At 40.9% G+C, this 12,501-nt stretch carries 9 protein-coding genes and 1 riboswitch; of the genes, 6 read left to right on the top strand and 3 right to left on the bottom strand.

The genetic code is table 11. The annotated features are described in order from the left end of the window. The first annotated feature begins 143 nt into the window (after window positions 1-143). Together BN988_RS07245 and BN988_RS07240 are read left to right on the top strand one after the other, a co-directional pair. Complete coding sequence (locus tag BN988_RS07245; protein WP_036574633.1) at window positions 144-4,529, top strand: S8 family peptidase; 4,386 nt, start codon at window positions 144-146, stop codon at window positions 4,527-4,529. Between the two features lie 185 nt (window positions 4,530-4,714). After that, window positions 4,715-4,858: riboswitch (FMN riboswitch) on the top strand. Window positions 4,859-5,019: 161 nt separating this feature from the next. After that, complete coding sequence (locus tag BN988_RS07240) at window positions 5,020-5,604, top strand: ECF transporter S component (protein WP_119575476.1); 585 nt, start codon at window positions 5,020-5,022, stop codon at window positions 5,602-5,604. 132 nt (window positions 5,605-5,736) lie between these two features. On the opposite strand, the gene BN988_RS07235 is transcribed toward BN988_RS07240, so the two are convergent. Genes BN988_RS07235 through BN988_RS07225 form a run of 3 tightly spaced genes read right to left on the bottom strand, consistent with a single transcriptional unit; the run spans window position 5,737 to window position 7,451 of the window. Further along, window positions 5,737-6,090 (bottom strand): TraR/DksA C4-type zinc finger protein, encoded by a 354-nt coding sequence (locus BN988_RS07235; protein ID WP_036574627.1) that lies wholly within the window; start codon window positions 6,088-6,090, stop codon window positions 5,737-5,739. Between the two features lie 15 nt (window positions 6,091-6,105). Then, window positions 6,106-6,495, bottom strand: coding sequence for a hotdog fold thioesterase (locus BN988_RS07230; RefSeq protein WP_036574625.1), 390 nt, complete (start codon window positions 6,493-6,495; stop codon window positions 6,106-6,108). 17 nt (window positions 6,496-6,512) lie between these two features. Next, complete coding sequence (locus BN988_RS07225) at window positions 6,513-7,451, bottom strand: 1,4-dihydroxy-2-naphthoate polyprenyltransferase (protein ID WP_036574622.1); 939 nt, start codon at window positions 7,449-7,451, stop codon at window positions 6,513-6,515. A 165-nt stretch (window positions 7,452-7,616) separates the two neighbouring features. On the opposite strand from BN988_RS07225, the gene BN988_RS07220 reads away from it, so the two are divergent. The 4 genes from BN988_RS07220 to menB all read left to right on the top strand — a co-directional run bounded on the left by BN988_RS07220 (window position 7,617) and on the right by menB (window position 12,463). Beyond that, window positions 7,617-9,005, top strand: coding sequence for an isochorismate synthase (locus tag BN988_RS07220; protein ID WP_036574619.1), 1,389 nt, complete (start codon window positions 7,617-7,619; stop codon window positions 9,003-9,005). Beyond that, a complete protein-coding gene (gene menD, locus BN988_RS07215; protein WP_036574617.1) occupies window positions 9,002-10,738 on the top strand; it encodes a 2-succinyl-5-enolpyruvyl-6-hydroxy-3-cyclohexene-1-carboxylic-acid synthase in 1,737 nt (578 codons plus the stop codon). The genes BN988_RS07220 and menD overlap by 4 nt, the downstream gene beginning before the upstream one ends. Before the next feature lie 3 nt (window positions 10,739-10,741). Then, window positions 10,742-11,551, top strand: a complete 810-nt coding sequence (menH, locus tag BN988_RS07210) for a 2-succinyl-6-hydroxy-2,4-cyclohexadiene-1-carboxylate synthase (RefSeq protein ID WP_036574616.1) — start codon at window positions 10,742-10,744, stop codon at window positions 11,549-11,551. 93 nt (window positions 11,552-11,644) lie between these two features. Next, window positions 11,645-12,463 (top strand): 1,4-dihydroxy-2-naphthoyl-CoA synthase, encoded by an 819-nt coding sequence (menB, locus tag BN988_RS07205; protein ID WP_036574613.1) that lies wholly within the window; start codon window positions 11,645-11,647, stop codon window positions 12,461-12,463. The last annotated feature ends 38 nt before the right edge of the window (window positions 12,464-12,501 follow it).

Here is a 12,501-nt window from a genome sequence, read left to right as displayed (position 1 = left end):
TTATACTTACATTAACAACATAGATTCTACAAATCCCACCACTGACATCAATGAACCCACATAAGATTCAAAAGGGAGAGGAGGCAGTAGGTGTTTTTTTTGCTTAGCAAAATCTGTTTTACAAATTGAGGGGAGGAAATAGTTTGAAAACAAAAAAGAGGCGTCAGACGAGAGCATTTAGTATTGCTGCGTCGGTATTAATGACTTTCTCATTGGTCACACCAGGCTTGGCTAGTGCCGAATCAAACAACAAGCTGCACCAGTCTGTTAATGAATCATCAAGCTCGGTAGTACAGAATAAGGTAACAGATCGATTGCTTGATACGTTTAAGAAAGATGACAAAGTTACCTTTCTCGTAAAGTTTGCAGAAAAGGCAGATACGGCAAAGGTAGCGGAGGAAGCTAAGAAATCTACAGCTAAAGCAAACCTTTCGGCACAGAAAGCAGAGCTGGCACAACGTTCAGCAGTCGTTTCCGAATTAAAAGCGACATCTCTTACTTCTCAACAAAATGTAAAAGACTTTCTTGAATCACAATTGGATTCAGGGAAGGTAGAGGATTATAAATCTTTTCATATAGTAAACGGTATGTCTGTTACTGCTACGAAAGAAGTGGCCGAAAAAATAGCCACATTTGCGGAAGTTGAAAAGATTTTGCCAAACGAAAATCGCGAACTGTTTACAACCGTTACAGAAGACGCGACAGCACCTACTTCCGATATCGCCAATGTAGAATGGAACGTTGAAAGAGTTGGCGCGCCAGCTGTCTGGGACATGGGGTTTGATGGTTCTGGCGTTACAGTGGCAAGCATTGATACAGGGGTTCAATATGATCACCCAGCACTACAAGAAAAATACCGTGGTTATGATGCAAGTACGGGCGAAGTCAACCATGATTATAACTGGTTTGACGCTACTGCAGGTGAAGAAGCACCGTACGATGATCAAGGACATGGTACACACGTGACGGGTACAATGGTAGGTAGTGAGCCAGATGGATCTAACCAGGTTGGTGTGGCACCTGGTGCACAATGGATCGCTGTTAAAGCATTTACAGCAACTGGTGGGACAGATGTAGATTTACTTGAAGCTGCGGAGTGGATTTTAGCTCCTACAGACTCAGAAGGTAATGCACGTGTTGATATGGCACCAGATGTCGTAAACAACTCGTGGGGCGGTGGACCTGGATTAGATGAATGGTACCGTGATGTTGTTACTAACTGGAGAGCAGCGGAAATTTTCCCTGAATTCTCTGCAGGTAATACTACATTGACAAACCCAGGCGGACCTGAGTCAATTGCAGTACCAGCCAATTACCCAGAGTCATTCGCAACTGGAGCTACTGATGCGAATGATGCGCTGGCAAGCTTTTCATTACAAGGACCTTCTCCTTATGATGAAGTAAAACCAGATATTTCTGCACCTGGAGTGAATATTCGCTCTAGTGTACCGGGTGGAGGTTATGAAGGTGGCTGGAATGGTACTTCAATGGCAGGACCTGCAGTAGCTGCAGTGGTTGCTTTAATAAAGCAAGCGGATGCTAGTCTAACTGTAGATGAAATTGAAGAACTTATCACCACTACTGCCACCCCATTAACAGATAGTAACTTTACAGAAGTGCCAAACAATGGATATGGATATGGTCTTGTAAGTGGATATGACGCAGTATCATCCCTTGTGACTGGATTAGGAACACTTGAAGGTCAAGTTACAAAAGAAGGAGAAGATACGGAAGCGCCTACTTTTGAACATGAAGCACCTGCAGAATCCTATATTGGAATGGATCTAGATCTATCCATTCAAGTAATGGACAACATCAGTGTATCCTCTGTTCAGCTTGAGTACACCGATCATAATGGGGATACGCAAACAATTGATGCAGATCGAATTTCTGGTGACTTCAAAGATGGAGAATATACAGCTACCATTCCTGGAGACCACATTGATGGTGACTCCCTGACTTATAGCTGGAAAATTAACGACTTTGGAAACAATGAGGTTTCCAGTGACGAGTATGTTGTAACCTTGCACCCTGGAATCTCTGTAGGTTATTCAGAAGACTTTGAATCAGAGGCTGCAGGCTGGACAGTATTCGGAGAAAATAACAGCTGGGAACGCGGTGTTCCAACGTCAGGGCCGGAAAGTGCTGTATCCGGTGAGAACGTATATGCAACAAACCTAGCAGGAACTTATGATAGTAATGCCAATACAACACTGGTTATGCCTCCCGTTGACTTACCAGAAGGAGAATCATACTTACAATTCAGTCAGTGGTACAACATAGAAAATAACTGGGATTATGGCCATGTGTTTATTTCAACAGATCAAGAACAGTGGACACAGTTAGCTAGAATAACAAATGTATCTGAGGATTGGGAAGAGGTTGAACTTGACCTATCCGAATACAGTGGGCAACGTGTTTACATTGGATTTAACTTAACTACAGATGGCTCTGTTGTCAAAGATGGTTTCTACATTGATGATGTTAAACTAGCTGACACTTCTGATAGTGCGAGTGCTTCTGTAAAAGAAAATAAAGGCAAAGCTAAAGGTAAGAATAAAGGTGCCATCAGCCTGAATAATGGGCAGATGGGAATTGCAGGCTTTAACAATGCACTTGGAGTAATAAAGAGTGATAAAAAAGCTTCTTTAAAAGAAAAAGTAAATCCGGCTAAAATTGCTCCACTAATGCCGGAAAAGAAAGATAAGCCAGAAAAGGATCCAATAAGCCCGGTATTGTTACCTATGAGTGCACAAGTAAGTGTGCTTGAGAGTGGAAGAACAGTTAATACGGATCCAGAAAATGGATCGTATTCTTTACTTCATGCTGCAGGTGAGTTTACTGTTAAAGCAGAAGCTTATGGTTTTGAGTCAGAAGAACAAACAGTCACAATAGAAGGTGATGAAAGCACAACTGCTGACTTCACGCTAGAAGAAGTTGCACAGCACACTGTAAGTGGTACCGTGACAGATGCGGCTACTGATGAACCAGTGGAAGGTGCTACTGTAATAGTAGTGGAAGATGCAAATATTGCACCTGTAGAAACGGATGCAGAAGGTAATTATGAATTAACAGCTTATGAAGGCAACTATACGCTGAAAATTTTGGCTGCTGGTTACCATGGAACAGAAATAGAAGTTAATTTGGAGGATGGCGATGCAGAAGCAAACGTCTCTCTAGAACCTTTCTACACTGTACCAGGTGGGGAAATCGGCTATGATGATGGTACTGCGGAAAACGCACGTGCTTTCTATGATGCAGGAAACGGCTGGGCAGTAAAAATGTCACTTCCAGAAGGCGAAGAATCTGCTGTCGTAACGGACGGTGTATTCAAATTCTGGGATGAAGAATTTCCTTCTCCAGGTGGAACAGAATTTGCTGTAGAAGTATGGGATGCCTCTGGTACAGATGGGCAACCTGGTGAGAAACTAGCTGGACCAATTTCTGCTGAAGCAACTCGAGATTCTAGTACTTGGACTGTTGTAGACTTATCAGAGCATGGAATTGTTGTAGAGGGTGACTTCTACATGGTTTATGTCCAAACACAGCCAAATACTGCCGCTCCTGGCCTTGCAACAGATGAAAATGGACCGAATGCAGAAAGAAGTTATCAAATGGTAGGAGGAGCTTGGTCTCCGTCACCAGCTGCTGAAGGTAACTATATGATTCGTTCACGTGTAAGCTATGAAGCAGAAACACCAGTAATTACCTCTCCTGCAGAGGATCTAATTACAAATGAAGCAGAAATCACTGTAGAAGGAACTGCTTCACCAACAACTACTGTACAACTTCTTAACAACGGAGAAGAAGTTGGGTCTGCTGAAATAGGTGAAGAAGGATCTTTCGCTATTGATGCAGAATTAACAGAAGGAGAAAATGAGCTTACTGCTGTATCTCTACTAGATGGTACAGAAATAGGTGAATCAGAACCGGTTGTCGTAACATTGGATACAGAAGCTCCTGAATTAACCATTGACAGCCCAGAGGATGGGGACAAATCTAATCGTGAGACAGTTACTGTAGAAGGAACTGTATCTGATGCTAACCTGGACTTTGTAGAAGTTAATGGACAGTCTGCAACTGTAGAAGATGGTACGTACTCCAAGCGGATTCTGTTAGATAACGGGGAAAATGAAATCGAAGTTATCGCACACGATCTTGCCGGTAATACGACATCTGAAACAGTAACAATTGACGTTAAATACGATGCGCCTGAGATTGAGAATCTAACACCTACTGAAGATAAAACACTAAAAGCGGGCGAAAGTGTCAAAATTGAATTTGACAGTGAGCCTGGGTTAGACGCAACTTTCGCTATCCATATGCCACTAACAAATGCAAAGAGCAGTGTATCTAATGCTACAGAATTGCCTATGATGGAAACCTCAGATGGGCACTATGTAGGCTACTGGACTGCGACTAGCAATGTTGTAGCAGATGGTGCAGTAGTAGAAGTGAAAGTTAAGGATGACTATGGAAACGAAACAAGGGAACAGGCTGACGGAAAACTAATCATTAACGTCGACTGAACCAACTAATCTAACAAGGTGTGTAGCCTAGTCTACACACCTTGTTTTTTGCTAAAGATTATAAGAATAGATGAGGTTCAGGTATACTAAACAAAGGTTTCTCAAACTACATATAAGGAAACGAAGCAAAACACTTTTCAAATTTCGTAAACTCCCGTATACTATTAATATAATTTAATAATCGATTCCATCTTCGGGGCAGGGTGCAATTCCCGACCGACGGTAAGAAGCAATTTCATGCTTTAAGTCCGTGACCCGCAAATTTATTTGCGGCTGATCTGGTGCAAGTCCAGAACCGACAGTTAAAGTCTGGATGGGAGAAGATGTCGAGCCGGAATTTAGTGCATATGTTGCGCTTGTTTTTCCTATGATTTTTTAAACATACCCTAAAGCCCCGATTAGGCTTTAGGGTTTTTTCTGTTTAAATGGAAGACGGCAGATCCTTCATCACGAGATAGGAATCGATTAAAGATGAAGGAGGAGAATGATGATGAAATCATCAAAGACGCAATCATTCAGCTTATTAAAACTTATTATTCTCGCATTACTGGGGACCATTTCACTGGTGTTATTCTTTATTAACTTTCCGTTACCTTTTCTACCAACCCCTTATCTAAAGATTGATTTTAGTGAGGTGCCAGCCCTTATGGCTGCGTTTATTTTCTCGCCGTTAGCAGGAGTAATCGTTGTTGCTATCAAAAATGTCTTATATTTAGCAATTGGTGGGGGAGAAATAATAGGCGTACTAGCTAATTTCCTTACTGGTGTTTTATTTATCGTCCCTGTTGCCTTGATGTATCATAAATTTAAAGGTGTTAAAAGTGTTATTTCAGGGTTAGTTACGGGCACAATTGTGATGGCATTGGGGATGAGTGTACTGAATTACTTCTTGATTTTACCAGCTTATGGTTGGTTTATGGGTTGGGAAATGACAGAGCAATTTAAGTGGTTTTCGGTATATGCTGGTATACTACCATTTAATCTAATAAAAGGAATTGTGGTCGGGCTTTTGTTTGTACCATTATTCTTGAAAATGAGACAGTGGATTGAGGAAAAGCGAGCTAGTCTTATCTAATTAAATTAATTTTTTATTTCCTAAAAGGGCTAGTCATGCGAAGACTAGCCCTTTTTGCATCTTTTAATAAATATAAATATTATTTAAAAAACCCGCTTGCATTAATTTTATGCAAGCGGGTACGTCAGTTATCTATTGTTCTTCAACAAGATATCTTGCTGTAGGTTGTACTTCTAATCGTTCTTCAGGAATAGGTTTGCCTGATTTTTCACTTAGCCCATATGTGCCATTTTCAATCCGCTCTAGTGCATCATCTATTTCTCGCAGACGATCCTCGCGCACAAGGTTCAAACCAGCATCGCGCTCTTGTTCAAATTGTTCGGTACCCATATCTCCGGGATGGTTGTCATAGTCTGCTAACTCATTAATGGAATCATTTGGGCTTTTTTTACGGTTTTCATCGATCTTTTCTGCATTCTCTTCTCTTAATTGTAGAAGTTGTTTTTTAAATTTATCTAATTGATCTTTACTTAGGTGTGTCTTCATTTGTATCTCCTTTCATTATGACTGCTTTTTACGAACAATTCCTAGCGTACATCTTGAAATACAAATTAGTTTTTCTGCTTCATCGACTATCTGTATTTCCCATACCATGGAAGTTTTGCCGAGATGGATCGGTTTTGCTAAAGCAGTGACCATCCCGTCACGTTTACTCTTAATATGGTTTGCATTAATTTCCATTCCGAAAACGTTCGATTGCTCTGTGTCAATATTGGCCATAGCTCCGATACTGGCAGCAGTTTCTGCGAGAGCTACACTCGCACCACCGTGCAAATAACCGGCAGGCTGGCGAGTTCTTCCATCAACAGGCATAGTAAGGATCACAAGATTTTTATCCAATGATATCGTTTTAATCCCAAGTGCTTCCATTAGTGTCTGGTTAAATTCCATTTAAAGGACATCCTTTCTTAAATTACAGCGTCAAGTAGTAATGAAATTCCTAAAAGAAGTCCATAAATACTATTGGTTTTTCCAGTTGCTGCCATGGCAGGCATCATCTCAATCGGCATCGTTTTACCTTGAAATTTGTTGATAACATCAAATGCCTTCATGATAGCAAGAAACGAAATAAGTGACCATAATGGAAGGATACCGGTAATGATATAAGCTGCAGTTAGTACAAATGAAAGAATGAAAAATCCTGCAAGCACCTTAATGGCATTTTTTCTTCCTACTAGAATTGCAATCGTTTTTCGTCCATTCTTTTTATCTCCATCAAGGTCTCGAATATTATTGGATAACATTATTGCACCAATAAATAATGCAACCGGTATGGAAACCCAGATAACTTCTGCTGTGATGGCGTTTGTTTGGATGAAATAACTAATTCCTATAATGACTGTCCCCATTAAAAAGCCAGAGAACAATTCGCCGAACGGTGTATACGCAATTGGTAATGGTCCACCTGTATATAAATAACCGAAAAGCATGCATACTAAACCAATCAAAGCAATCCACCAGCTAGACTCAATACAGATGTATACTCCGAGAAGAATGGCGATTCCGAAAAAAGTTAATGCCAAGGTTAATACTGTTTTGGGCTGGATTCCATCACGGACGATGGTTCCACCAATCCCTACAGATTCCTCGGTATCTAATCCTCTTACGAAGTCGTAATACTCATTAAACATATTGGTGGCAGATTGAATTAGCATTGATGCAAGAAGCATGGCAAAAAATAACAGAAGATGAAAGTTCGTATCTTCTGTAAAAGCGAACATGGACCCGACAAAAACGGGTACAAAAGAGGCTGTTAGAGTGTGCGGGCGCAATAAACGCCACCATATCTGGAACCCTTCTTTTTCATTTAAAGCTTGTTTTATTGTATGATTATCTGATGTGTTCATTTCTTTTTTTCCCCCTGATTTCACATGCGTATCGTATCAATTTTAGGGAAATTATTAGGGGGTGTCAATTCACTAGGAGGATTTCCTTGAGAAACCAGCAAAAAGGGAATAAAATAGGATAAGGTATTATGTTGGCGCATTGTTTGGTTACGGAGGTTTAAATAGATGATAGAACTGAAAGAAGAAAATATAGAAGGTGTATTTCAAGAGGCGATCGATACGATTCATCCTCAAAATAGCAGGCTTGTCAGTATTACGAAAAGGGTAGAGGCAATAGACCCCCTTTCATTTTATGATGCAGCAAAACAATTAAGAACGGAAAGACTTTATTGGTCCAGTACCGCAGAGGCTTACACTCTTGTTGGTACGGGGTGTGCTTTTGAAATTACTGCGATCAAGGATCGCTTTGAAACAGCAGAGCAAGAATGGAATAATCTCCTTAACGATGCTGTAAGTAATAATCCTTATGATGTTCCTGGTACAGGAATCGTCAGCATGGGGGGAGCGGCCTTTGACCCTGAAAAAGAAAAGACAAAGCTGTGGGCAAATTTTGAACCGATTCGGTTTACTGTTCCAGAATATTTGCTTACAGAGTATGAAAATGACTTTTATTTTACGATGAATATAATGGTGAGAGCGGATGACCATCCCCGTCAACTAGCAAATCAGTTACGGGAAATGGAGGGACAGCTTTTGAATGGAACTCCTCGTTACGAGTCTGACACACAAATTGTCGGTAGGCATGAAATCTCTCCAGAAAAGTGGAAGCAAACAGTTAAGCTGGCAACAGAAGAAATACGTCAGCAAAAGGTTGAGAAAATTGTTTTAGCTAGGGAAGTACGCTTGAAGCTAGACAGAGAGGCAGATAGTGGTAATATTTTAAGAAAACTATTGAATACCCAGTCAAATAGTTTCATTTTCTCCTTTGAAAGAGGGAAGGATTGTTTTATTGGTGCTACTCCTGAAAGATTAGTGAAAATAAGGCAAAATAGCCTTTTCTCAACATGTTTAGCAGGTACTGCCCCAAGAGGTGAAACGGAGGAAGAGGATGCTCGTATCAGCCATAAATTATTTCACGACCAAAAGAATCGCGGGGAGCATGATTTTGTTGTACAGATGATGAAGAAGGCGATTGAGAATTATTGTACTGATATCGAGATTCCAAATGAACCGGTCGTTTATCCTTTAAAGAATTTACAGCACTTATACACACCGGTTACGGCCCGCATGAAAAAAGACTATACGATCTTAGATATTATTAAAAACTTACATCCCACTCCGGCACTTGGTGGCACACCTCGTAAGGAGTCGGTTGCCTTTATACGAAAACACGAGCTCTTAGACAGAGGCTGGTACGGAGCACCAGTTGGGTGGCTTGATAACCGAGATAACGGCGAATTTGCCGTGGCCATTCGATCAGGGTTACTCCAAGGGGATGAAGCATCCTTATTCGCAGGGTGTGGCGTTGTTAAGGATTCCGACCCTGAAGAAGAATACGAGGAAACAAACATTAAACTAACACCGATGCTCTCGGTACTTGGAGGTGTAGAATGAATCCAACCGAAGTGTTAACAAGATATACAGCTAATTTTGTTGATGAGTTATCAAAAAACGGTGTAACAGATATTGTTATTTCACCTGGTTCTCGATCCACACCGCTTGCCATGACAATAGCTGAGCATCCCGATATAAAAGAGTGGATCGTCATTGACGAGCGTTCTGCAGCATTTTTTGCTATGGGTATAGCTAAAAAAACAGGACATGCTGTTGCTCTGGTGTGTACTTCGGGTACGGCAGCAGCTAATTATTTTCCCGCCATTGTGGAAGCAAATTACAGCAGAGTACCGCTCATTGTATTGACTGCTGATCGCCCCCATGAATTACGTGATATTGGAGCCCCACAGGCGATTGAACAACTAAAGCTATATGGGGATTATGTAAAATGGTTTCAGGAAATGGCATTGCCAGAGGCCTCTGAAAACATGCTCTCCTATGTGAGAAATAAGTCGGCACGTGCTGTGTTTATGGCTAATGAGGGAAACCCTGGGCCGGTACAGTTAAATTTTCCGTTTCGAGACCCGCTAGTACCTGATTTCTCCATTGAGAATTTGTGGAGCAACCAATCCTCAGACCCACGAAATCATACAGTAGAAGGAAAAAAACAGCTTTCCACTAATCAAATAATCTCTATTATAGAGAAACTGCAAGGTAAAGGAAGAGGACTTATTGTCTGTGGGCCACAAACAGATCAGGAGTTGGCACAGGCGGTCACAAAAGTTGCCGAAGCTTGGGGACTTCCTATTTTGGCAGATCCGCTTTCACAGCTTCGTGCAGGGGAGCATGCCAAGGATTTAATTGTGGAAACGTATGATGCGATATTCCGGGATGAGAGGATACGAAATAAACTAAGGCCAGATTATATTATCCGGTTTGGAGCTATGCCGGTATCTAAACCCTATCTTTTTTATGTGAATGAAAATAAGCATATTCCTCAATTTGTTGTTGAAAATTATACGGGCTTTCGGGAACCAACCGGTAATAATACAGAATTTATCTTTTCAGATGCAGTTCTATTCTGTAATTCGCTTTTGACCATTGAATATACACCTGAACAGGACAAGGAATGGTTGGAAGACTGGCAATCCATGAACCGAATTGCAAAAAAACATCTTCTTGCTGAAGCTGGTGATGAATTAACCGAGGGAGAAGCGGTTAGGGCATTAGTGGATGTGATTCCAGAATCAAGTAGTATTTATGTTGGGAACAGTATGGCGGTGCGAGATTTAGACACTTTCTTCTTCACTACTCCTAAACATTTGTCTATTTTGGCAAATCGTGGAGCAAATGGTATTGATGGCATGATATCAAGTGGATTGGGAGCTGCGATAACTGGTGCCCCTGTAACCCTTGTGGTTGGCGACTTATCTTTTTACCATGATTTGAATGCATTATTAATAGCGAAGCAATATAAGCTGAATATTACGATCCTATTAATTAATAATAATGGTGGTGGGATTTTCTCCTTTCTTCCACAATCACAAGAGAAAAAACATTTTGAAGTATTATTTGGCACACCTGTAGATATTGAGTTTAAGCATGCTGTGCAAATGTATGGAGGCATGTACGCTTCCGCAGGTACCGAAGAGGCATTAAAAGCAGTACTGTATGACAGTTACCAGCATAAGGGGCTGTCTGTTGTTGAAGTGAAGACAGATCGAGAGACGAACACAAGCTGGCATCGTAGTAAATGGAAAGCTATCGCGGAAGAGTTGAAGGGTGAGGCTTAGGACGTGTATTATGAGGTAAATGGAACAACATATTGGATTAAAAAAAGCGGTTCTGGTCCAGCAATGCTTCTCCTTCATGGTTTCACAGGCTCAGCGGAAACATGGAAGGGTTTTGTAGAAAAATGGCAAGCAACACATACGGTACTTACCATTGATCTTCCTGGTCATGCCAAAACAACTTCAAATAATTCTGTAACGATGAAGATGTGCTGTCAGGATATTGCAGAGATCCTTCAGTCATTTGGCTTAAACAAAATAATTGTTCTAGGATATTCAATGGGTGGTAGGACAGGATTATCTTTTGCTTGTCTCTATCCAGATCTGGTTGATAAATTGATATTAGAAAGTGCCTCACCGGGTTTGCAATCTGCAGAAGATAGAACTGCTAGACAAAACAAAGATGAACAGCTGGCAATGATGATTGAGAAGGATGGCATAAGCGCATTTGTTGATTTTTGGGAAGAAATCCCTCTTTTTGCTTCACAAAAGCAATTATCTTTTGAAAAAAGGAAAGCCATTAGAAAAGAAAGACTTTCCCATACAGCAGACGGCCTTGCAATGTCACTGCGCGCTATGGGAACCGGAACTCAGCCTTCGTGGTGGGAGTATCTTGAAAGGTTATCTATTCCCACACTTTTACTTGCTGGAGGAAGCGATACAAAATTTGTAAAGCTAAATGAAAACATGCATAAACTGTTGCCACAAAGCGATTTTCGTATCATTGAAAATGCGGGCCATGCAATTCACGTGGAACAAGCAGAGATTTTTGGTAAGATAGTAGGGGAGTTTATTTATGACTCTAAGATGGTATAGAAATATAGATTTATAAATCTTCCATTTAACACATGGTATAGGAATACCAGTTCAAGTGGACAACAAAAATGTACATAATGAGGAGGAATAAGTATGACAGTACAATGGGAAAACGTAAGAGATTACAACGAAATCGTCTATGAGAAGTATGATGGAATTGCTAAGGTGACAATTAACCGTCCAGAAAAACGCAATGCCTTCACCCCTTTGACAGTAAATGAGATGATTGATGCATTTGCTGATGCACGGGATGACTCTAGTATTGGAGTTATAATTCTGGCAGGAGCCGGAGACAAAGCATTTTGTTCAGGCGGAGATCAATCGGTTCGTGGACATGGAGGCTATGTAGGAGAAGACCAAGTCCCACGCCTAAATGTTTTAGATTTACAAAGACTTATTAGAACGATTCCAAAACCTGTTATTGCAATGGTATCTGGTTACGCTATTGGTGGAGGACATGTTTTACATGTTGTGTGTGACCTTACTATAGCAGCAGACAACGCTATTTTTGGACAAACAGGCCCTAAAGTAGGTAGCTTTGATGCAGGTTATGGAGCAGGATATTTGGCCAGAATGGTAGGGCATAAACGCGCAAGAGAAATTTGGTACCTATGCCGTCAATATGATGCAGAGCAAGCCTATGAAATGGGTATGGTAAACACCGTTGTTCCTCTGGACAAGCTAGAAGAAGAGACAGTTCAGTGGTGTCAAGAGATTTTAGAAAAATCACCTACTGCATTAAGATTCCTTAAAGCATCATTCAATGCTGATACGGATGGCCTAGCAGGGCTTCAACAAATGGGTGGAGATGCGACATTATTGTACTATACAACAGATGAAGCAAAAGAAGGAAGAGACGCTTTCAAAGAAAAAAGAAAGCCAAACTTCAAACAGTTCCCACGTTTCCCTTAAGAATAATTTTCAACCCTTTGCTAATTAGAAGCAAAGGG

The sequence above is a fragment of the Oceanobacillus picturae genome (assembly GCF_000612865.1).
Lineage (GTDB): Bacteria > Bacillota > Bacilli > Bacillales > Amphibacillaceae > Oceanobacillus_B > Oceanobacillus_B jordanicus.
The sequence above is the reverse complement of the archived record's forward strand: the minus strand, read 5'-3'. Positions and strand labels throughout refer to the sequence as shown.

Excerpts from the sequence above, each read along its gene's own strand:
- BN988_RS07240 (WP_119575476.1), top strand. The coding sequence starts at position 5,020 with ATGAAATCATCAAAGACGCAATCATTCAGCTTATTAAAACTTATTATT.
- BN988_RS07235 (WP_036574627.1), bottom strand. The coding sequence starts at position 6,090 with ATGAAGACACACCTAAGTAAAGATCAATTAGATAAATTTAAAAAACAA.
- BN988_RS07230 (WP_036574625.1), bottom strand. The coding sequence starts at position 6,495 with ATGGAATTTAACCAGACACTAATGGAAGCACTTGGGATTAAAACGATA.
- BN988_RS07225 (WP_036574622.1), bottom strand. The coding sequence starts at position 7,451 with ATGAACACATCAGATAATCATACAATAAAACAAGCTTTAAATGAAAAA.
- BN988_RS07220 (WP_036574619.1), top strand. The coding sequence starts at position 7,617 with ATGATAGAACTGAAAGAAGAAAATATAGAAGGTGTATTTCAAGAGGCG.
- menD (WP_036574617.1), top strand. The coding sequence starts at position 9,002 with ATGAATCCAACCGAAGTGTTAACAAGATATACAGCTAATTTTGTTGAT.
- menB (WP_036574613.1), top strand. The coding sequence starts at position 11,645 with ATGACAGTACAATGGGAAAACGTAAGAGATTACAACGAAATCGTCTAT.